Annotated in this window: 14 protein-coding genes and 1 tRNA gene; 10 read left to right on the forward strand and 5 right to left on the reverse strand. The window is 69.6% G+C overall.

Annotated features, from left to right (window positions below):
• Positions 1-24: 24 nt before the first annotated feature.
• From SK571_RS41060 to SK571_RS41070, 3 genes are all read left to right on the forward strand, one after another.
• Complete coding sequence (locus SK571_RS41060; RefSeq protein WP_319989522.1) at positions 25-1176, forward strand: MalY/PatB family protein; 1152 nt, start codon at positions 25-27, stop codon at positions 1174-1176.
• A 230-nt stretch (positions 1177-1406) separates the two neighbouring features.
• Entirely contained in the window at positions 1407-1778 is a 372-nt protein-coding gene (locus SK571_RS41065; RefSeq protein ID WP_319989523.1) for a tetratricopeptide repeat protein, read from the forward strand.
• A 430-nt stretch (positions 1779-2208) separates the two neighbouring features.
• Positions 2209-3027, forward strand: coding sequence for a lysozyme family protein (locus tag SK571_RS41070; RefSeq protein ID WP_319989524.1), 819 nt, complete (start codon positions 2209-2211; stop codon positions 3025-3027).
• Between the two features lie 1769 nt (positions 3028-4796).
• Here SK571_RS41070 and SK571_RS41075 read toward each other — a convergent pair.
• The 4 genes from SK571_RS41075 to mfd are packed head-to-tail and all read right to left on the reverse strand — an operon-like array spanning position 4797 to position 13424.
• Positions 4797-7967 carry a S41 family peptidase gene (locus SK571_RS41075; RefSeq protein WP_319989525.1) on the reverse strand — a complete coding sequence of 1057 codons (3171 nt, stop codon included), beginning with the start codon at positions 7965-7967 and terminating at the stop codon, positions 4797-4799.
• A gap of 29 nt (positions 7968-7996) precedes the next feature.
• Positions 7997-8917: a MazG family protein gene (locus SK571_RS41080; RefSeq protein ID WP_319989526.1), complete on the reverse strand. Its 921-nt coding sequence runs from the start codon at positions 8915-8917 to the stop codon at positions 7997-7999.
• Positions 8914-9855 (reverse strand): hypothetical protein, encoded by a 942-nt coding sequence (locus SK571_RS41085; protein WP_319989527.1) that lies wholly within the window; start codon positions 9853-9855, stop codon positions 8914-8916. Before SK571_RS41085 ends, SK571_RS41080 begins: the two co-directional genes overlap by 4 nt.
• A gap of 14 nt (positions 9856-9869) precedes the next feature.
• Positions 9870-13424, reverse strand: a complete 3555-nt coding sequence (gene mfd / locus SK571_RS41090; protein ID WP_319989528.1) for a transcription-repair coupling factor — start codon at positions 13422-13424, stop codon at positions 9870-9872.
• Positions 13425-13577: 153 nt separating this feature from the next.
• Here mfd and SK571_RS41095 point away from each other — a divergent pair, with 153 nt between their 5' ends.
• A complete protein-coding gene (locus tag SK571_RS41095) occupies positions 13578-14111 on the forward strand; it encodes a DUF4291 domain-containing protein (RefSeq protein WP_319989529.1) in 534 nt (177 codons plus the stop codon).
• Positions 14112-14118: 7 nt separating this feature from the next.
• Positions 14119-15228, forward strand: coding sequence for a PQQ-dependent sugar dehydrogenase (locus SK571_RS41100; RefSeq protein ID WP_319989530.1), 1110 nt, complete (start codon positions 14119-14121; stop codon positions 15226-15228).
• Between the two features lie 159 nt (positions 15229-15387).
• On the opposite strand, the gene SK571_RS41105 is transcribed toward SK571_RS41100, so the two are convergent.
• Entirely contained in the window at positions 15388-15987 is a 600-nt protein-coding gene (locus tag SK571_RS41105; protein WP_319989536.1) for a TetR/AcrR family transcriptional regulator, read from the reverse strand.
• Positions 15988-16118: 131 nt separating this feature from the next.
• Here SK571_RS41105 and SK571_RS41110 point away from each other — a divergent pair, with 131 nt between their 5' ends.
• The 5 genes from SK571_RS41110 to SK571_RS41130 all read left to right on the forward strand — a co-directional run bounded on the left by SK571_RS41110 (position 16119) and on the right by SK571_RS41130 (position 21634).
• The gene (locus SK571_RS41110; RefSeq protein WP_319989531.1) at positions 16119-17258 is read left to right on the forward strand and encodes an alpha/beta hydrolase family protein; all 1140 of its coding nucleotides are present in this window, start codon (positions 16119-16121) and stop codon (positions 17256-17258) included.
• Positions 17259-17346: 88 nt separating this feature from the next.
• Positions 17347-17417: transfer RNA gene (locus tag SK571_RS41115), tRNA-Gln, on the forward strand.
• A 13-nt stretch (positions 17418-17430) separates the two neighbouring features.
• A complete protein-coding gene (locus SK571_RS41120; protein WP_319989532.1) occupies positions 17431-19128 on the forward strand; it encodes a GGDEF domain-containing protein in 1698 nt (565 codons plus the stop codon).
• 47 nt (positions 19129-19175) lie between these two features.
• Positions 19176-20648 (forward strand): bifunctional UDP-N-acetylglucosamine diphosphorylase/glucosamine-1-phosphate N-acetyltransferase GlmU, encoded by a 1473-nt coding sequence (gene glmU, locus SK571_RS41125; RefSeq protein WP_319989533.1) that lies wholly within the window; start codon positions 19176-19178, stop codon positions 20646-20648.
• Between the two features lie 14 nt (positions 20649-20662).
• Entirely contained in the window at positions 20663-21634 is a 972-nt protein-coding gene (locus tag SK571_RS41130) for a ribose-phosphate diphosphokinase (RefSeq protein ID WP_319989537.1), read from the forward strand.
• The last annotated feature ends 133 nt before the right edge of the window (positions 21635-21767 follow it).

Below are 21767 nucleotides of genomic sequence, written 5' to 3' on the forward strand. Positions count from 1 at the left end.
GCGAGTTCCCCTAGCTTTTGCCCCATGAGCAGCGCGAATCCGTTACGTCAGCTGACCCTGGACCAACTGAGGCGCCGCACCAGCATGAAATGGCGGTACTACCCCGAGGACGTGCTGCCCGTGTGGGTGGCCGAGATGGACGTCCTGCTCGCCGAACCCGTCGCCGAGGCGATCATCGACGCCGTGCGGCGGGGTGACACCGGCTATCCCAACGGGACCGCCTACGCCGAGGCGCTGGCCGGGTTCGCGAAGCGGCGTTGGGGCTGGGAGCCCGCCGTCGAACGCACGGCGATCGTGCCGGACGTGATGCTGGGCGTGGTCGAGATGTTCCGGCTGGTGTCGCACCGGGACGCGCCCGTCGTCGTCAACTGCCCGGTCTACCCGCCCTTCTACCGGTTCGTCGAGTCGCTGGGACGCCAGGCGGTCGAGGCGCCGCTGGGCGCGGACGTGCGGATCGACTTCGCCGCGCTGGAAGCGGCGTTCGTGCGGGCGGGCCGGGGTGCGGTGTACCTGCTGTGCAACCCGCAGAACCCGACCGGCACCGTGCACACCGCCGCCGAACTGGAAGAAGTCGCGCGGCTGTCCCGAGTGCACGGCATCCGCGTGGTGGCGGACGAGATCCACGCACCCCTCACGACCGCGGGCTTCGTGCCGTACCTCAGCGTCGCGGACGACGGGCTGTCGTTGATGTCCGCCTCGAAGGCGTGGAACCTCGCCGGCCTCAAGGCCGCGCTCGCCATCGCCGGGCCCGACTCCGCCGACGACCTGAAGAGGCTGCCCGAGGAGGTGGGCCACGGGCCGAGCCACGTCGGGATCCTCGCCCACACCGCGGCGTACGCCGAGAGCGTCGACTGGCTGGACGCCCTGCTGGAGGGCCTGCGGGAGAACCGGGAACTGCTCACCGGCCTGCTCGCCGAGCACCTCCCCGCCGTCCGCTACTCCCCCGGCCAGGGCACCTACCTCGCCTGGCTGGACTGCCGCGAACTCGGTGACGACCCGGCCAGGACGTTCCTCAAGCGGGGCAGGGTCGCGCTGAACTCCGGGATCCCGTTCGGCACGGGCGGTGCCGGTTTCGTCAGGATGAACCTCGCGACCTCGCCGGAGATCATCACCGAGGCCGTCCACCGGATGACGGAGGCATGGCACGAAAAGCCCGTTCCGCCCCCGTCCGGCTAGCCGGTCATGGCCCTGGTGACCAGCGCGAGCTGGTCGGGCGAGCGGCAGCTCGTGCACGCCGGTGCTCACGGTCGTTGCGGCCACTTGGGTGTTCCGTGTCCGCATTGGACTCAGGCAGGTTGCCGGTCTGCGGTGCCGGCGGCGTTGCGGAACCGGCACGGCCACTCAATCGAGTTCTGTCGCCCGGACGGCAGTCGAAGAACCGGCAGGCGGTAGGTAACGTTGATCGAATGACGGACGGCACCTTCGAAGCCTTTCGGAAGGCCGAGGCGTTGATGGCGCAGCGCAGGCCTCTCGACGCGCTGCGTGAACTGAAGCAGGTGCTGGACGAGGCCGGCGAGGCGCCGTCCGTGCAGCTGCTGGCCGGCCGGGCCTATCTCGGATCCGCGCAGCTCAACCGGGCTGAAGAGGCGTTCCGCAAGGTCCTCGACCTCGATCCGAGCGATCACTACGCGCGTTTCGCGCTCGGCAGGACGCTGCAACGGCAGAACCGCCTCCCCGAGGCGCTCGCCCAGCTCCGGATGGCGGTCGCGATGAACCCGTCACCGGAGTACCAGGAAGCGCTCGGAGAGGTCAAAGCCCGGCTGGCCCTGGGAAACTGATCACCGGGACAGGGTGTCTCCCCGTACCGCTCACCCCGTCCCCGACGGCACCGCGGAAGTGCCCGGATCCGTTGTGCTGCAGGTACTCCATCGTCTGATCCTCTGTGCACAGCGCCCGCCGCCCGACCTTGCACGCAGGCTCACCCAGCGCCCTGAACTTCAGTCCAAAATGGACAGGAGAGCCTTGCCCGTCTCAGCAGTCGATCGTGCACAGCTCGGCCACAACCAGCGTGGCCGCCCTGCGCATTCAGAATTCATTCCGATGAGGAAATCGACTGCTAAACCAATCTGGGCGCATATCTTCTGCCTACCGCAACGAATCAGGAATCCTTGTTCACAATAAAGCTCACTCGATCTTCCAGCCACCATCATCGGGTTTCATAACGCTTCACCCCGTCGCCACTCGCGCGGAGCACGTAGCCTGGGTGCCGTGGTCCCGCCGCCCGCAGTCCAGGAACCCGTCCGCCGCAACCGCTCCGGCAACATCTTCGGCCGCATCGTCCTGGTGCTGCTGCTGATAGCCGTGGTCGCGGCAGGCGCCTGGGGCCTGGGCGCCCTGAACCGCAGGGACGCCGCCCCCTTGAGCCCACCCCCGTTCCCGGTCCCGCTCCAGCAGGTCGAACCAGGCGCAGCGGCCCCGGGCAGCGCCGCCTCCCCGGGCACCACGGCAACCGCCAACCCGCTGGCCGAATGGGCAACGCGAGTGGCGTCGAAGACCGACATCCCACCCCGAGCCCTGCACGCCTACGCGCAAGCAGACCTGACGATGCAACAAGAGGCCCCGGCCTGCCGCATCAGCTGGGCAACGCTCGCGGGCATCGGCAGGATCGAGTCGCACCACGGCAACATCAACGGCGCCCGCCTGCAGGAAAACGGCCTACCGTCCCGCCCGATCATCGGCATCCCCCTGGACGGCGGCCCAGGCGTAAAAGCGATCAAGGATACCGACGGCGGCCGCCTGGACGGCGACACCACCTGGGACCGCGCGGTGGGCCCGATGCAGTTCATCCCGGGCACCTGGAACCGCTGGGCGAAACGAGCGGCAGGCGACGGCCTACCAGCAGACCCGCAGAACATCGACGACGCCGCCCTGACAGCGGCCCGCTACCTGTGCGGCGGCGGCGCACGAGACCTGGGCACCGGCCAGGGCTGGTGGGCGGCAGTACTCGCGTACAACAACTCCGTGGAGTACGGCCAAAACGTGTTCAGCGGAGCCGACGCCTACGCACGGGCAAGCATCCCGCAGTAGCGCGCCAACACGCTGACGCAGGGGTCCCCCTTGCCGAAGGACCCCCCGCGCCCCAACGTACAGAGCAGGTCTGACACTCCGACGAGGTCGATGCGGCGCGGGACGAGCGGCGCGGGACGAGGCGGGCGGGCGCACGAGGCGAGCCGGGCGGGGACGAGGCGAGCCGAGGCGGCACTAGGCAGGGCGGGCCAGGCAAGGCGGGCCAGACAGGGCGGGCCAGACAGGGCGGGCCAGACAGGGCAGGCCAGACAGAGCGGGCCAAGCAGGGCGGGCCAAGCAGGGCGGGCCAAGCAGGGCGGGCCAAGCAGGGCGGGCCAAGCAGGGCGGGCCAAGCAGGGCGGGGCGGGCAGGGCGGGGGCGAGCCGGGCTGGACGTGGCGCGGCGGCGCGAGACAAGGCAAGACGACACAAGGCAGAGCGGCGCTAGGCAGAGGTGAGACGGCGCGAGGCAGGGCTGGGCGGGGTGAGGCGAGCCGAGCCAGGCGGGACGAGCCGAGGCGACACGCGGCAGAGGCAGCGCGAGGCACGGCGGGCACGCAGGGCGGGCGGGCCTGAACCCAAGCGAGGCATCCCGCACGCCCCAGTAAGGGCCTGATCGCACACGACGCCGAAGGCGAGCCGTCTCACCGCGACGCCGAAGGCGGGCCGTACTTACCATGCGATCTGGGGTGGGGCGGTCCCGTCACGAGTCGCACCTCAGCCCTTGCTGCATCTGAAGAGGAGGGTCAAGTCGACACGCTCTTCGACACGCTCTTCGTCGACTTGACCCTCCTCTTCAGATGTGGCCCGCTCTGGTGCGGCTCGTGACGGGACCACCCCACCACCGCACCTCTCTAAGCAACGCAACTCCGCCCAAAGCAACAGGCGTGCCATCAACCTGCGCGTGGCGCAGGCCGGTCTTTGATCAGATCGCGGGGGGTCTGGGGGGCGGAGTCCCCCAGGAAGCAGCGCAACAGAACGCCCGCAACGCAACCACCTACGAACTCAAAACAGGAGAAACCAACGAAACCGCAACCGAAACCTCGCTCCCACCAGACCCAGGCAACGACCGCTCAACAGGAGGCTCAGCCCGATCACAAGGAGGCTCAGCCGGCGAAGGAACCGGCGAGGCAACCGGCGACGTGACCACAGGCGGAACCGGATCCTCAGCCCGAGGCGCAGACGCAGGCGGAGCCTCGACAGTCGACTCACCAGGCGGCACAACAGAACCAGGCGCCTCAGCAGGAGGAGCAGGCTCCACACTGGACACAACGGCAGAAGTCGTGACCACCGGCGGCGAAGCCGAGTCAGACGGCAACACGGGCTCTTCCTCCCCAGGCTCCCCAGGCTCGTTCCGCCCAACAGCCCCAGGCTTGGAGGAACTGACCCGAACAGTCTCGGTGACGGTGGTCCCGACCACCCGAGTCTGCGTGGCAGTACGAGCAGCCCGAACCTCCCGAGCCGCCCCTTCCACCACCACGGTCTCAGTAACGGTGGACAACGAGACCCCGGTCTCGAAGGGCTCGGTCCACCACTGAGAAGTGGGCCGGGAAGGCGGAGGCGCGGCCAACGGCGCCTCCGAAGGCGACCCCGTCAGCGCGATCAACGCGAACATGCCGCCCAGTGCCAGGAACGGCACGACGACCACGGCCCCGAAGCATCCACGGCCACTGCGCGGCTCTTCACGATGACTCATCTCCAGCACACCCCCGAACGGTGAGAACTGTTCCACTTGGTCAATCGTCCACATGGAACAGTCCGTCACAGTTCTTTAGTCACACGATGGGGTGTTCATGCCAGCGGCGGCAACTCCGGAGCGTGAGCGGCTGGCGAAGATGAAAGTGTTTCCAGAGCCAGGGAAACGGCCTTCTCCAGCTGCGGGTCGCGGCCGGACACACGGTCGGCAGGCGTCATGACCACCTCGATGTCGGGGTCGACGCCATAGTTCTCGACGGCCCACCCGTGGCCCTTGAAGTACGACGCGTACCTCGGTTGGGTGACCATCGTGCCGTCGACCAGCGTGTACATCATGTCGATGCCGATGACGCCGCCCCAGGTGCGCACCCCGACGACAGGCCCGATCCCGAGTTCCTTGATGGCCACGTTGACGATGTCTCCGTCGGAACCGGCGTACTCGTCGGCCACCGCCACGACAGGTCCGCGCGGCGCGTCCTGCGGGTAGGACTCGGACGCCGTGTACCCGCGGGCGACCGACCAGCCGATGACCTTGCGGCCGAGCTTCTCGATCACCAGCTGCGAGGTGTGCCCGCCGCCGTTCTCGCGGACGTCCAGGACAAGGGCCTCGCGGGTCAGCTCGACGCGCAGGTCGCGGTGCAGCTGGGCCCAGCCGGCACCCATCATGTCGGGCACGTGCAGGTAGCCCACGCGGCCGCCGGACTTCTCGTGCGTGAACGCACGGCGGTTCGCGACCCAGTCGTGGTACCGCAGAGGCTCCTCGTCGGCCAGAGGCACCACCACGACCCGACGCAGCTCGCCACCACCACCGGGCCGCACGGTCAGCTCGACGGGCTTTCCAGCGGTCCCCACCAGCAACGGGCCGGGGCCGGCCAGACCGACCGGACGACCGTCGACGGCCACGAGCGCATCGCCCGCGCGCACGGCCACACCAGGCGCGCACAGCGGCGAACGGGCGTGCGGGTCGGACGTCTCGCCCGGAATCACGCGCTCGACGATCCAGTCCGAACCGGAGCGGACCAGGTCGGCGCCCAGCAGGCCCTGACGACGGGACGCGGGCACGTGCGGTGCCGAGCCCCAGACGTAGGCGTGCGAGGTGCCCAGCTCACCCTGCACCTCCCACAGCAGGTCGACCAGGTCGTCGTGGCTGCCCACCTCGGCCACCAGCGGCCGGTAGCGGTCGAGTTCGCCCTGCCAGTCGACGCCGCCCATGTCGGTGCGCCAGAAGTTGTCGCGCATGAGACGCCCGTTCTCGGCGTACATCTGCGCCCATTCCAGCGCGGGGTCGACGATGACCCGCACGCGGGCGAGGTCGATCTCCACGTAGTCGGCCGAGTCCTCGTCGGCCTTGCTGTCCGTCGGCACGACCCGCAGGTCACCGCGGTCCTCGACGAGCATCCGCTTGCCGTCGCCGGACACCGCAAACGCTTCCGCGCTGTCCGCGAGGCACTCGGTCTTCCGCTTGCCGAAGTCGTAGCGCTCCAGCACGGTCCGCGGCGGGCGCGCCTCGGGTGACGCCAGGTTGTCGCCCAGCACCCCGAGCAACGGCCGGCGCAGCCACAGCAGACCGCCGCGAGCCGCCTTCAGCGACACGTAGTCGGCGGCCGCGACGGGCACCGGCACGACGCGGTCGGCGAGGCCTTCGAGGTCGACCTTCGTCACCGGGGCCTTGTCGTCGTCGTCCTCCGAGTCCTTGTCCTCGTCACCGACCGGGCGCCCGCCGTGCATCGGGGCGAACGGCGACGGCGTGGTGGCGGCCAGCGGCACGAGGTGCGGGCGGCAGCCGGTCGGGAACGACAGGTCGAACACGTGCGCGTCGTAGACCGGGTCGAACGTCCGGATCGACAGGAACGCCAGGTACTTGCCGTCCTCGGTGAACGTCGGCGCGAAGTCGGCGAACCGCAGCGGCGTCACGTCCACAACGGACAGATCCGCCGCGTTCACCATCTTGATGTGCCGCAACGGAGTCGGGCCGGGGTGCGACCAGGCCAGCCAGGCGGAGTCCGGCGAGAACGCGAGATGCGTGACGTGCGCGTTCGCCCCGCGGACGACCTCGCGCACCTCGCCGGAAGTGATGTCCACCAACAACAAGCGGCCGTCATGTGTGGCAACGGCGACCCGCGCACCGTCAGGTGCGGCAGCCAGCGACATGACCCGGCCGAGAGCACCGGAAGCGATGCGGCGAGCGGTGTTGCCCGGCTCGACGCCGCCGACGGGCGCGATCTCCAGCGCCTCCTCGCCCTCGACGTCGGTCACCCACACCACGTGACCGGTCTCGCCGAGCACCTTCGGCAGCCGTGCCCGGACGTCGGACCGGTCGGCCAGCACCCGGACCGGGCCGTCGCGATGCGTCACCCAGTGCACGGAGCCGCGGACCTCGACGGCCGACGCGCGGCCGGTGTGGTCGACGCTGAACGACTCGACGTTGCCGGAAGCCTTGACGTGTCGCGGTTGCAGGCCGGTGCGCGGGCCGCCGAGCTTGATGTCGAGCTTGCGCAGGTCCTCCAGGCCGTCGAGCAGCCACAGTTCGCCGGCCTGGTGGAAGATCACCCGCGAGCCGTCGGTGGAGGCGTTGCGCGCGTAGAACTCGCCCTCCGAGTGGCGGCGCAGGCCGGTGCCGTCCGGCAGCACCGAGTACAGGCTGCCGACGCCCTCGTGGTCGGAGAGGAACACGATCCGCCCGTCGACCCACATCGGGTTCGACAGCGTCGACTTCAGCTCGGACAGGATCCGGGTGAAGTCACCGGAGCCGTCGGCGTCGACCCACAGCTTGCCCGCCGTGCCGCCGCGGTACCGCTTCCACATCGACGGTTCCTGCATGTAGCTGGAGGACGTGACGACCTGGCCGTCCGGCCCGTAGGAGACGTCGTTGACCCAGCCGTACGGCAGCACCTCGGACGGTCCGCCGTCCAGCGGAACGGCGTGCGCCCGCTTGCGGTTGCGCGACATCTGGCCGGTGCTCGACACCGCCAGCACTCGCCCGTCCGGCGTCCACCCGGACACGGCCGTCCGGGCCACGCCCCAGTGCGTCAACCGGCGTGCCGGGCCACCGTCCACAGGTGCCACGCGCACTTCCGGAGCGCCGTCGATCACGCTGGCCCACGCCAGATGTGTGCCGTCGGGCGAAAAACGGGGTGTACGGGCCGGAACCTGATCGGCGGACGCGCGCCAGGCCCTTCCTCCGTCGACGGGCGCGAGCCACACGTCGTCCTCGGCCACGAAGGTCACCAAGTCACCGCGCAGGTGCGGATACCGCAGGTAAGTCACGAGATCGACGTTAGCCCACGCTCACCGTTTCAGGAGGGCAAAAAACGCCGCCAGTCCTCAGCCGCAAGAGAATCAAGACCTTCGGCCCGCGCCTTGGCCTCCGCCTCGCGCACGTTCGCGGCGAATCGGCGGCAGACCTGGCGCAGTTCCGTCTCCGGGTCCTCGCCCGCGAGCTTCGCCAACGCGGTCACGGCGAACAACGTCGTGCCCGTGTCGTCACCCTCCGGCAGCAGGTCGACGGGGAAGCCCGCGCGTTTGGTGCGCTGCACCAGCTTCGCGGCCAGCGCGACGGCCGGCTGACCCAGCGCGACACCGTCCACACTGGACTCACGCTGCTTCTCGGCCTGCTTGAGCTCCTCCCAGCGGTGCTGCTGCGAGGTCGCGTCGTGCACAGCCGGGTCGTTGCCCTCGAACACGTGCGGATGCCGGCCGACGAGCTTCGCGACCAGCTCGGACGCGACGGCGTCGATGTCGAACGGGTCTTCGGCGGCCTCGGCCGCGACACGGGCGTGGAACAGCACCTGCAGGAGCACGTCGCCGAGCTCCTCGCGCATCGCCGCGCGGTCGCCGTCCTCGATCGCCTCCAGCAGCTCGAAGGTCTCCTCGACGAGGTACTGGCGCAACGAGTCGTGCGTCTGCTCGGCGTCCCACGGACATCCGCCCGGCGAACGCAACCGGTGCATGACCGCGGCCGCGTCGAGCAGCCCCGCACCCAGCGGCTCCGGCGTCGTGATCACGTGAGCGTCCGGGTACGCCTCGGCCGAGGTGGTGATCACCACCGCGCCGGCCTCGACGACGGCGGGCGCGGGCCCGTCGACACCCAGAGAGGACCAGAACTCCACGGGCACGCCCTCGCCCGCGTAGACGGCCTCGGCCTTGCGCAACGCGGGCAGGGCAGCGGCGGGCAGGACGGCGCCCAGCCGCTCGCTCAGGACGACGACGGTGATCAAGACTTGTTCTTGACCGCCGGCACGCCGACGAAACCGGCCCTCTCACCGGCGTTGCCGACGACCTGCGCGTTGGTCGGGTCCCACACGCCGTAGCGGGGGTTGACCTCGATGTTCAGGTCCGCGGTCAGGAACTGCGCGATCCGCAGGCCGAACGCCGCGAGCAGCTGCGGGTCGATGCGCTCGATCAGGTCTTCCTCGCCCGGCGTCGGCGAGACCTTGTTGCGCTCCTTGACCAGCGCGACCATCCAGCTGGACTGCTGCTCGTCGGCCGGGAAGGCGACGACGGTGCCGGGCTTCACACCCCACAGCATCGTGTGGACCAGCGACGGGTTCTCGGTGACGCGGACCCGCTGGTTCGTCGCGGACGCCTGCTGGCCGCCGGTGGTGCGCGGGGCCTCCTGGATGAACCGCGACATCTTCGACGGGTCGGCCGTGACCTCCGCGGCCTTCTCCTTGGCTTCCTTCGGGTCCTGGACCTGGAAGAAGTCGATCACGATCTCGAGCGTGGAGAGGTTGCGGCGGGCGAGCTCACCCATCACCAGCACGTCGCGCTGACGGCGGTAGATCGTGGTCTCGTCCTGCTCGCTCTGCTTGGCGGCGGCCTCGGCGCCACCCTTCTCCTTGATCGCGTCGTACACCTTGGTCTCGTCGACCGTGATGTTCTCGCGCTGCGCCGCGGTGGCCGCGAGCCGGTGGCTGATCTCGTCGGCCAGCACCAGCTTCGAGACCTGGTCGAGCTTGCCCTGGTCCTGCATCTGCTGGGCCGCGGGCTCCTTCTTGAGCACCTTCACGGTGCGGTCCTGGACGGTCTGCAGGCCGATCGCCTGGTCGCCGACGATCGCGGCCGAACTGGCCTTCGCGGGCCCGGTCGCGCATCCGGTGGCGAGGAGTGCCACAGCCACACCGACCAGCGAGAAACGCTTCAGAACAGTGCTCACGAGGATCTACCCTCTCACGCCTTGGTGACTCCGGTCACGGGAGTCCCCGCGAGTGAGTCGAGGAACGCACCGCACCAGTCCAGCAGCTCCTGGTCGCGCAGCTGCGGTGCACCCATCCGGCCGCCCGCCGCTCCCTCCGTCGGCCTAGGCACGGTGACCGTGCCCATGGCCTGCTTGTAGACGGCCTTCGGGAACAGGCGGCGCAGCCTGACCAGCTGCGAGTCGAGCAGCTCCAGCTTCGCGAACCGCAGGTTCTGCCCCATCGCGATCACCTCGGTGACCCCGTGGCGGCGGCAGGCGTGCCGCAGGCGGGCCACGCCGAGCAGGCGTTCGACGGGCTCCGGCGGCGTGCCGTAGCGGTCCTTGAGCTCGTCCCAGACGGACTGCAGCGCGGCCTCGTCGGAGGCGGCCGCGATCTTGCGGTAGGCCTCCAGCCGCAGCCGCTCGCCCGGCACGTACTCGTGCGGGATGTGCGCGTCGACCGGGAGGTCGACCCGGACCTCGGCGAGCTCCTCCTCGACCTCGCCGCCGTCGGCGCCCGCGTGCTTGCGGAACGCCTCGACGGCCTCGCCGACCAGCCGGATGTACAGGTCGAAACCGACGCCCGCGATGTGACCGGACTGCTCGGCGCCGAGGATGTTGCCGGCGCCGCGGATCTCCAGGTCCTTCATCGCCACGGCCATGCCGGCGCCGAGCTCGGTGTTCTGCGCGATCGTCGCGAGCCTGTCGTGGGCGTGCTCGGTGAGCGGCGTCTCCGGCGGGTACAGGAAGTACGAGTACCCGCGCTCGCGGCCACGGCCGACACGGCCGCGCAGCTGGTGCAGCTGGGCCAGGCCGAGCAGGTCACCGCGCTCGACGATCAGCGTGTTGGCGTTGGAGATGTCGAGGCCCGTCTCGACGATCGTGGTGCAGACGAGCACGTCGTACTCGCGTTCCCAGAACCCCTGGATGAGGTGTTCGAGCTTGTCCTCGTTCATCTGGCCGTGCCCGGTCACGACCCGGGCCTCGGGCACCAGCTCGCGGATGCGCTTCGCGGCCTTCTCGATCGTCGAGACCCTGTTGTGCACGTAGAAGACCTGGCCGTCGCGCATCAGCTCGCGCCGGATCGCCGCGCCGACCTGCTTGTCGTCGTACGCGCCGACGTAGGTGAGGATCGGGTGCCGTTCCTCCGGCGGGGTCAGGATCGTCGACATCTCGCGGATGCCGGCGAGCGACATCTCCAGCGTGCGCGGGATCGGCGTCGCGGACATCGTCAGCACGTCGACGTGCGTGCGCAGGGCCTTGATGTGCTCCTTGTGCTCCACACCGAACCGCTGCTCCTCGTCGACGATCACGAGGCCCAAGTCCTTGTACCGCACGTTCTTCTGCAGCAGGCGGTGCGTGCCGATCACGATGTCGACCTCGCCGTCCGCGAGGCCCGCGATGGTCTGCGCGGACTCCTGGGCGTCGGTGAAGCGGCTCAGCCCCTTGACGTTCACCGGGAACTGGCGCATGCGCTCGGCGAACGTGTTGAGGTGCTGCTGGGCGAGCAGCGTCGTCGGCACCAGCACGACGACCTGCTTGCCGTCCTGCACCGCCTTGAACGCCGCGCGGACCGCGATCTCCGTCTTGCCGTAGCCGACGTCACCGCAGATGACGCGGTCCATCGGCACGGAACGTTCCATGTCGGCCTTGACCTCGTCGATCGCGGCCATCTGGTCCTGCGTCTCGGTGAACGCGAACGCGTCCTCCAGCTCGCGCTGCCAGGGCGTGTCGCTCGAGAAGGCGTGGCCGGGGGCGCTCTGCCGGGCCGCGTAGAGCTGCACCAGCTCGGCCGCGATCTGCTTGACCGCCTTGCGCGCCTTGGACTTCGTGTTCTTCCAGTCGCTGCCGCCGAGCTTGTTCAGCGTGGGCAGCTCGCCGCCGACGTACCGGCTGACCTCGTCGAGCTGGTCGGTCGGCACGAACAGCCGGTCGCCGGGCTGGCCGCGCTTGGACGACGCGTACTCCAGGACCAGGTACTCGCGGGTGGCCCCGGCGACCGTGCGCTGGACCATCTCCACGTACTTGCCGATGCCGTGCTGCTCGTGGACCACGAAGTCGCCGGCCTTGAGCGCGAGCGGGTCGACCGCGTTGCGCCGCTTGGACGGCATCTTGCGCATGTCCTTCGTGGACGTGCCGCCGCGACCACCCGTCAGGTCGGTCTCGGTGAGCACCACCAGCGCGAGGTCCGGCAGCACGAACCCGTCTTCGAGCGAGCCGCGCACGACCGTGACGGTGCCCGCTTTCGGTGCCTCGTCGAGGGAGTCGACGCAGACGGCCGAGACTTCGGCTTCCTTGAGCCGTTCGACGGCGCGCTGCGCGGTACCGGCGCCGGGCACGACCAGCACGGCCGCGCCGCCCGTCGCCGTGTGCGCCTTCAGGTCCGCGAACGCCCGCTCGACGTCGCCCTGGTAGGCCTCGACCGGCTTGACGTCGAGGTGGACGACGTCCTTGGCGTCGCTGGTGAGCTGGCTGAGCGTCCACCAGGGACGGCCGCCTGCCTTCGCGTGCTCGGAGATCTCGCCGATGCCCTGGTAACCGCTGCGGCCGAGGTCGATCGGCGCCTTGCCGCCCGCGGCGGCCGCCATCCAGGACGCCTCGAGGAACTCCTGCCCGGTGCGCACCAGGTCGGCCGCGCGGGCCCGGATCTTCTCCGGGTCGTTGAGCAGGACGTGCGTGCCCTTCTCGACCACGTCCGTGAGCAGCTGCAACTCGCCGGGGCACAGCGCCGGGATCAGCGCCTCCATGCCCTCGACGGCGATGCCGCCCGAGATCTTCTCCAGCATCTCCGCGAGGTGCGCGTCCGAGCGGTGTTCCTCGGCCAGCTCCGCCGCGCGGTGCCGGACGTCGTCGGTCAGCAGCAGCTCGCGGCACGGCGGCGCGACGAAGCCGGTGACCTCGTCGGGCAGCGATCGCTGGTCCTGCACCGAGAACGGCCGGATCTCGCTGACCTCGTCGCCCCAGAACTCGACGCGGAACGGGTGCTCGGCGGTCGGCGGGAAGATGTCGAGGATGCCGCCGCGCGTGGCGTACTCGCCGCGCTTCTCGACCATGTCGACGCGGCTGTAGGCGTTCTCGCCCAGCGTGGTGAGCAGCTCGGCGAAGTCCTGCTCCTCGCCGACCTTCAGGTGCACGGGCTTGAGGTCGCCCAGCCCCGGCGCCATCGGCTGGATGAGGCTGCGGACCGTCGTGACGAGGACCCTGATCGGGTTGCCCTCGGGGTGCTTGAGGCGGCGCAGCGTCTGCAGGCGCGCGCCGACGGTGTCCGCACGCGGACTCAACCGTTCGTGCGGCAGCGTCTCCCAGCTGGGGAAGAACGCGACCTTGTCCGGGCCGATCAGGTCCTTGAGGACGCTCGTCAGCTCTTCGGCTTCCCTGCCCGTGGCGGTCACGGCCAGCACCGGCCGGACCGTGGACAGCGCGGCGGTGACGAGCGGGCGGGCGGCCAGCGGGCCGTCCAGCTCCAGCTCGGGGACACCGGCGGATTCGATCAACGTGCGGAGGGCTTTGTCGGGCAGGACACCATCGAGCAGGCCGAGCAGCGGCATGTGAGAAACCCCGGTCGAGTGCGGATTGCCGGACGAACTGCGAACGCCGGACAGACCCCTGCCTGGGACGAGGGGTCTCACCACCCACCTTAGCTCGTTCCGCGCCCCCTTATCGGGTGGCTTGAGCACGCCCCCAGCAGCCATCCTGTGCACGTGTCGACGAGAGAGATCAGGGCTGCCTACGACGATCAGTCCATCGTGGTCTACCAGGCCTATTCGCCCGCGATCGCCGAGCCCGCCGTGGCCGCGCAACGGTTCGTGCCGCCGTTCAAGCTGGAGCGGATGACGTGGATCAAGCCGTCGTTCCTCTGGATGATGTACCGCTGCGGCTACGCCCGGAAGGAGGGCCAGGAGCGCGTCCTGGCCGTGCGCATCACCCGTGCGGGGTTCGACTGGGCGGTCTCCAACGCGGTCGAGAGCAACATCAAGGGCAAGCCGTCGGTGCGCGTGCAGTGGGACCCGGAACGCGGGCTGAACCACGAAGCCCTGGAGCACCGCTCCATCCAGATCGGACTGACGCGCGAGGCCGTGGACATGTACGTCAACGAGTGGACGATCGGTATCACCGACGTGACGGCCCTCGCGCGCGAGATCCACGAGAAGGTGCGTGCGCGTGACCTGGACGGAGCGCGCGCGTTGCTGCCCGTTGAGCGGCCTTACGGAACCTCCACGGCACAAAACGCATAGTTGGGACATGCGCGCACTCGTTGCTGCTGGGTTGGTGCTGGTCGTCGCGGCGTGCTCGTCGCCGGAACCGGGCGGCAACGCGCCGTCGAAGGCTCCGGCGCCGCAGGGCCTGAAGGTCGAGGAGGTCGCGGGCGGCTTCCAGCACGGCTGGGACATCGGGTTCCTGCCCGGCGGCTCGCTGCTGGTCACCGAACGCCCCGGCGGCGTCAAGCTGGTCAAGGACGGTCAGGTCACGCCCGTCGACATCGACCTCGACGGCCTGCAGGCACGGGGCGAGGGCGGCCTCATGGGGCTGGTGATCCATCCCGACAACCAGCGCTTCACCGTTTGCTACAACACGTCGAGGGACGTGCGGCTGGTGACGTTCCGCCTCGACGGCACGAAGGCGACCAAGACCAAGGACCTGCTCACCGGCATGCCGTCGAACTCCAGCGGGCGCCACTCCGGCTGCCGGCCGACGCTGGCGCCGGACGGCTCGATGTTCGTCGCGACCGGGGACATCGCGCAGGCCCGCAACCCGCAGGACCGCACGAGCCTCGGCGGCAAGGTGCTGCGGATCGACCCCGAGACCGGCGAGGGCGCGGCCGGCAACCCGTTCATCACCTCCGCGAACGCCAACGAGCGCCGCGTCTACACCTACGGCCACCGCAACGTGCAGGGCGTGGTGTTCCGGCCGGACGGCGACCAGATCTTCTCCAGCGAGCACGGCCCGAGCGTCGACGACGAGGTCAACCTGCTGCAGAAGGGCGCCAACTACGGCTGGGACCCGTCCGAGGGCGGCACGAAGAGCGGGTACGACGAGAGCGTGCCGATGACCGACCTGCAGCGGTTCCCGGACGCGGTGCCGGCGATCTGGTCGTCCGGTTCTCCGACCGAGGCGATCTGCCAGGCGGCGTTCTGGAACGGCAAGCTCGCGATCACCGCCCTGAAGGGCTCGAAGCTGCTGCTCTTCACGCTCGACCAGGCCGGCAAGGTGCAGAACGTGAGCGTCCCCGAGGAGCTGAACGACAAGTACGGCCGCCTCCGCGCCGCCCGCACCGCGCCGGACGGGTCGCTCTACCTCACGACGTCCAACGGCACCGACGACAAGCTGCTCAGGCTCTCCGGGAACGGATGAGCCCTTCCGAGCCGTTCGACCCCTCGACGAACGGCTCGGACGCCAGGCTCCACTTGGAAACATCGCTCAGGCGCACCCGGACCGTTTCACCGTCGCCGCGCATTAGGCGTCCTGCACCAACGCCGGGTCCGTCATACGTGCAGATGCACTAAGCGCAGCTCACGAACGGCTGCGCAGCTTGGGTTTGTGCTCCATCGCCGACAGGCCGTTCCACGCCAGGTTCACCAGGTGCGCCGCGACCTCGTCCTTCTTGGGCTTGCGGGCCTCCAGCCACCACTGCCCGGTCAGCGCGACCATCCCGACCAGCGCCTGCGCGTACAGCGCGGCGAGCTTGCGGTCGTAGCCCTGCTTGGCGAAGTGCAGCCCGAGGATGTGCTCGACCTGCGACGCGATGTCGTTCAGCAGGGAGGAGAACGTGCCGGAGGCCGACGCGACGGGCGAGTCGCGCACCAGGATGCGGAACCCGTCGGTCGAGCCCTCGATGTAGCCGAGCAACGCGCAGGCGGCCTGTTCGAGCAGTTCACGCGGGTGCGAGCCGCCGTCGAGCGCGTTCATGATCTGGTCCATCAGGCGCTGCATCTCGCGGTCCACGACGACGGCGTAGATGCCTTCCTTGCCGCCGAAGTGCTCGTAGACGACGGGCTTCGACACGCTGGCCCGGTGCGCGATCTCCTCGATCGAGGTCGCGTCGAAGCCCTTCTCGGCGAACAAGGCACGGGAGACGTCCAGGAGCTGCTCTCGGCGTTCCTTGCCCGTCATCCTGACCCTGGCCATCGACTCAGCCTACAAAGCCGGGGGCTTTGGCCACCGGAGACCCACTCACGGGCAGTTCTCAGGAACGGCACGCTGTGTCGCCTGGAATCGAGACCTCGACCCGGCATCATCGAGTGATGGCCAGACGCAAGATCATCCGGATCACCGCGACCTCGTTGCTCGTCCTGCTCGTGCTGGTCACAGCGGCTCTGGGCGGTGTCGGCTGGTACTACAGCGGTGAGCTGCTCGAACCGGGCGAGGTGCCGCGGCGCTACCCCGAGACCGCGCTCGGCGTCGACGACAAGAACGTCGTCCTCGCCGAATCGAAGCTCACGCTGCAGCGCGGCACGTTCGGCGTCGTCTGGCCCGGCGGCACCGCGAAGGTCGGTGACATCGCCTCGACCAAGGACGGCCGCGTGGAACGTCCTCTGCTGGAGGGCACCGCACCGCCCGAGGGCACCAAGGTGCGGATGGAGACCAACGTCTACGAGGGCAACCCGAAGACCTCGCTCGGCCTGGTCTACAGCGACGTCGCGATCCCGGGCGAGCTCGGCGACATGCCCGCGTGGTTCGTCCCGGCGTCGAACCCGGACACGTGGGTCATCACCGTGCACGGGCGTGGCGCGTCGCGCGAGGAGGCGCTGCGGGTGGTTCCGCAGTTGCACGGCGCGGGCTTGCCCGTCCTGCTGATCACCTACCGCAACGACCCCGGCGTCCCGAAGTCGCCGGACGGCCTCTACCACCTCGGCGACACCGAGTGGCACGACGTCGAGGCCGCCATCAGGTACGCGCAGGGCCAGGGCGCGAAGAAGATCGTGCTCTACGGCTGGTCGATGGGTGGCGCGATCGTCGGCCAGACCCTCGCCCGGTCCGGCCTCGCGGTGGCCGTGACCGGCGTCGTGCTCGACTCCCCCGTCACGAACTGGACGCAGACGCTCAACCTGCAGGCGGAGAACCGGGGCGTGCCGACGTGGCTCACGCCGGTGGCCGAGGTGGTGTCCGGCTGGCGCGCGAACATCGACTTCGACCGGTTCGACCTGGTCCGCAGCCCGCCCGCGCTCAAGCCGCCGACGCTGCTCGTCCACGGCTCGGCGGACGGCACGGTGCCCGCCCAGTCGTCGCGCGACCTCGCGACCGCGGCGAACGGGCTCGGGTGGCCGCTGCAGTACGTGGAGATCCCGGGTGCCGACCACACGTCGGGGTGGAATGTGGCGACGGACACGTATCGCACCGCGCTCGGCGACTTTCTGACCAGGTCAGTCGGCGCGAAGCCGTGATCTTGAACTGAGCCGAGCGAGTGGTGGTTGGACAAGAAGAGGACCACTCGTGACAACATGTGCCCTGAGCGGACGCGAGTTCGCTCATTCCGCCATGGTGTAAAGGCAGCACCTCTGATTTTGGTTCAGATGGTCCAGGTTCGAATCCTGGTGGCGGAGCAGGGCACGGTCAGTGTGGTCTTTGGGAGGTGCGAAGCTGCCCGAGGAAACGGTCGACGAGCAGGGCAACGTGGGCCACCGCCATCACGAGATGTCCGACGCGTGGCTGGTGGGCCGCGCGAGCGAACTCGTCGCCGTGGCCCAGAGCAGCCACCTCGCCGCGCAGCTGGACGCGGCTTCGGAGATCGACCGCATCCTCGCCGAGGCGCAGGGCCGCGGTGAGCCCCGCATCGTCGCGCAGCTGCTCAGAGCCGCGGCCGTGGTCAGGCTGGTCACGCCGGGCCTCGTCGACATGTCCGATCCGCAGCTCGACGAGATGCTCGCCCACTGCCGCCGCCACGGCCTGATCGTGCTGGAGGCGGACGCGCGGGCACTGCGCGGACGCCGGTTCCTGCTGGGCAACGCCGAGGACAAGGCGCTGACCGAGATCGCGTCGGCCCTGGCGATGATGCTCGACGAGAAACCCGACGTCGATCCGGTCTTCGACAAGCGGATCTGGGACCAGCTGCTCGCCACGACGCTGCAGGACATCGCCCTGGTGCTGACCCAGCTCGGGGTCTACGAGATGGCGGACGACGTGCTGGCGGGCGCGAACAACGCGTTGCGCGAGAGCGGCCAGCCGCACCAGATCTACGTCCACCTGGTCAACCGCGCCCGGCTGCGGATCGGCTGGGGCCTGCGGCTCGAACGGGTGAACCTGCACGACGCCGCGCACGAGCAGTTCAAGGTCGCCTCCGGGCTCGCCGAGGCCGCCGAGGTGCCGTTCCGGCAGTCGCTGCACCCCGGCCGGCGCGACCTCGACGCCGCCGAGCAGGTGCCGATCCTCGGCGCCGCCCACGCGCTGACGAACCCCAAGGAAAGCCACCTCGACCGGCTGTGGTCGTTGCGCGGTCTCTCGATGTACGCGCGGGAGCTGATCATCGTCGCGATCGCGCTGGCCAGGTGCCTGGTCGAGGCGAACCGGCTGGACGACGCGCTCAAGGTCCTCGACGACACGCGCACGCAGATGGAGCACGACACGTCGGAACCGTCGCTGGTGTTGTCGCTGGAGCGCGAGTACGCGCACCTCTCCGGCCCGCACACGACGTCGGCGCTGCAGGCCTACAACGCGGCCCTGGAGCTGGAGCTGTGGCAGATGCGGGAGTCCCGCGTGGCCACGCTGCAGACGCGCCGTGAACACGAACGGCTGACGCGTGCGCACGGCCAGATCGCGCAGCAGGCGTTGCAGGACCCGTTGACCGGGCTGCCGAACCGCCGCGCGCTCGACGACAAGATGGGCGAGCTCATCGCCGGTCAGGTCAACCCGTTCTCGATCGCGCTGGTCGACCTGGACGGGTTCAAGGGCGTGAACGACCGCCATTCACATGCCGACGGTGATGATGTTCTTCGGGTGATTGCCAGCACACTCCGGCAGGCCCTGCGGGGTGACGACATGGTGGCCCGCTACGGCGGCGACGAGTTCGTCGTGCTGCTGCCGGGGGCCCCTCTGCACGCCGCGGAAGCGGCACTCGGCCGGGCCGTGGATGCGGTGGCAGGCTTGCCAATCGACCTCTCCCGGGGCGTGACGCTGTCGGTCGGCGTCATCTCGCTGCGCCCCCGCGAATCCGCCAACCAGGCCCTGTCAAGGGCGGACTCGGCGATGTACGTGGCTAAGCGCCAAGGTGGCTGCCAGGTTGCGGCCGTGGCCGGGGAGCCGTCCGCGGAGGCTTAGGCTGGTCCGCGGACTTCGAAACACCCAGCCTGTTAGGGAGAGCATTGATGCTCGAGGGCCCTGTCAGCACGGTCGTGCTCGCCGCCGGGGAAGGCACCCGCATGCGGTCGTCCACGCCCAAGGTGCTGCATCGGATCGCCGGCCGTTCACTCGTGGAACACGCGGTGCGCGCGGCGGCCGGCACAGACCCGGACCACCTGGCCGTCGTCGTCGGTCACGGCCGTGAAGCCGTCACCGAGCATCTGGAGACCCTCGCCGGGACGCTGGGCCGCAAGGTCACCGTCGCGGTGCAGGCCGAGCAGAAGGGCACCGGGCACGCCGTCTCGTGCGGCCTGGCCGAGCTGCCGCACGACCTGGCCGGCACGGTGATCGTCAGCTACGGCGACGTGCCGCTGCTCGACACCCAGACGTTCACCGCGCTGCTGGCCGAGCACCGCTCCGCCGGCAACGCGGTCACCGTCCTGACGGCCGTGGTGGACAACCCCACCGGGTACGGCCGGATCGTCCGCGACGCCGACGGCACCGTCCAGCGGATCGTGGAGCAGAAGGACGCCGACCACGCCGAGCAGCTGATCAACGAGATCAACTCCGGCGTCTACGCGTTCGACGCGGCCGTGCTGCGCGACGGGCTCTCACGGTTGTCCACCGACAATGCGCAGGGCGAGCTCTACCTGACCGACGTCCTGGGCATCGCCCGCGGCGACGGCAAGCGCGTCGGCGCGCTGATCGCGTCCGACCCGTGGCTGGTCGAGGGCATCAACGACCGCGTGCAGCTCTCGGCCGTAGGCGCCGAGATGAACCGCCGCATCGTCGAGGGCCTCATGCGCGGCGGCGTGACCGTCGTGGACCCCGCCTCGGTGTGGGTGGACGCGGACGTGACCGTCGGCCAGGACGCGCTGATCGAGCCGAACGTGCAGCTCCGCGCGGGCACGGTGATCGGCGCACGCGCCGTGGTCGGCCCGGACACGACGCTGTCCGGTGTGAAGGTCGGCGAGGGCGCCTCGGTGATCAGGACCCACGGCAGCGACTCGGTGATCGGCGACGGCGCGTCCGTCGGCCCGTTCGCCTACCTCCGCCCCGGCACCTCCCTGGGCGTGAAGGGCAAGATCGGCACGTTCGTCGAGACGAAGAACTCGCAGATCGGCGACGGTTCGAAGGTCCCCCACCTGTCCTACATCGGCGACGCCACGATCGGCGATCACAGCAACATCGGTGCAGCATCGGTGACCGTCAACTACGACGGCGTGAACAAGCACCGCACGATCGTCGGATCCCACTGCCGCACCGGCTCGGACAACATGTTCGTAGCGCCGGTGACCGTGGGCGACGGCGCGTACACCGGCGCGGGCACCGTCCTGCGCCGCAACGTCCCACCGGGCGCGCTCGCCGTGTCCGGAGGCCCGCAGCGCAACCTCGAAGGCTGGGTCCTCAGCCGTCGTGAAGGCACGGCCGCCGCTCAGGCAGCAGCCGAGGCCCTGGCGAAGCAGAATGCCGACGAGAACACAGAGGAGGGTCGCTGACCGTGAACCCGCAGATGCCCGGCACACCGAAGAAGAACCTGATGCTCTTCGGCGGGCGTGCCTACCCGGAGTTGACGGAAGAGGTCTCGAAGCACCTCAACGTCACGGTGACTCCTCAGTCGGCCTACGACTTCGCGAACGGCGAGATCTTCGTCCGCTTCGAGGAGTCCGTCCGCGGCTGTGACGCCTTCGTCATCCAGTCGCACACCGCACCCATCAACCAGTGGCTGATGGAACAGCTGATCATGGTCGACGCCCTGAAGCGGGCCTCCGCCAAGCGCATCACCGTGATCATGCCGTTCTACCCGTACAGCCGTCAGGACAAGAAGCACCGCGGCCGCGAGCCCATCTCGGCCCGCCTGGTAGCCGACCTGTTCAAGACCGCAGGCGCGGACCGCCTCGTCTCGGTCGACCTGCACACCGCCCAGATCCAGGGCTTCTTCGACGGCCCGGTGGACCACCTGTGGGCCATGCCGCTCCTGGCAGACCACATCCGCGGCAAGTACGCGGGCCACGAGATCACCGTCGTCTCCCCCGACTCCGGCCGCACCAAGCTGGCGGAGAAGTGGGCGGACACCCTGGGCGGCACCCCGATCGCGTTCATCCACAAGACCCGCGACCCGCTCCGCCCGAACGAGGTCGTCTCGAACCGCGTAGTCGGCAAGGTCGAGGGCCGCCTCTGCATCGTGATCGACGACATGGTCGACACCGGCGGCACCATCGCAGGCGCCGTGAAGCAACTCCTCAACGAGGGCGCCTCCGACGTGGTCATCGCCGCGACGCACGGCATCCTCTCCGGCCCTGCCACCCAGCGCCTGCGCGACTCAGGCGCCCGCGAGGTCGTCTTCACCGACACGCTGCCAATCCCAGCGGAGAAGCGCTTCCCGAACATGACCGTGCTCTCGATCGCGCCACTGCTGGCACGCGTGATCCAGGAAGTGTTCGAGGACGGCTCCGTGACGTCACTGTTCGACGGCAACGCCTGACCAGCAACTCGAAGAAGGGCCTTCCGCATCCCGATCACGGACGCGGGAGGCCCCTTCTGCTTTTCGCGAAGCCGAAGGCGAGCCGTCTTTCCATACGGGCCGGGCGCAACCCTCAAAGCAACCGGCAGCCGCC

This window comes from Lentzea kristufekii (genome assembly GCF_033949925.1).
GTDB classification, from domain to species: domain Bacteria; phylum Actinomycetota; class Actinomycetes; order Mycobacteriales; family Pseudonocardiaceae; genus Lentzea; species Lentzea kristufekii.

What these genes read in the sequence shown, in the direction of transcription:
- mfd (WP_319989528.1), bottom strand. Translation starts at nt 13,424, where the DNA reads ATGCCGCTGCTCGGCCTGCTCGATGGTGTCCTGCCCGACAAAGCCCTC.
- SK571_RS41100 (WP_319989530.1), top strand. Translation starts at nt 14,119, where the DNA reads ATGCGCGCACTCGTTGCTGCTGGGTTGGTGCTGGTCGTCGCGGCGTGC.
- SK571_RS41060 (WP_319989522.1), top strand. Translation starts at nt 25, where the DNA reads ATGAGCAGCGCGAATCCGTTACGTCAGCTGACCCTGGACCAACTGAGG.
- SK571_RS41130 (WP_319989537.1), top strand. Translation starts at nt 20,663, where the DNA reads ATGCCCGGCACACCGAAGAAGAACCTGATGCTCTTCGGCGGGCGTGCC.
- SK571_RS41110 (WP_319989531.1), top strand. Translation starts at nt 16,119, where the DNA reads ATGGCCAGACGCAAGATCATCCGGATCACCGCGACCTCGTTGCTCGTC.
- SK571_RS41105 (WP_319989536.1), bottom strand. Translation starts at nt 15,987, where the DNA reads ATGACGGGCAAGGAACGCCGAGAGCAGCTCCTGGACGTCTCCCGTGCC.
- SK571_RS41065 (WP_319989523.1), top strand. Translation starts at nt 1,407, where the DNA reads ATGACGGACGGCACCTTCGAAGCCTTTCGGAAGGCCGAGGCGTTGATG.
- glmU (WP_319989533.1), top strand. Translation starts at nt 19,176, where the DNA reads ATGCTCGAGGGCCCTGTCAGCACGGTCGTGCTCGCCGCCGGGGAAGGC.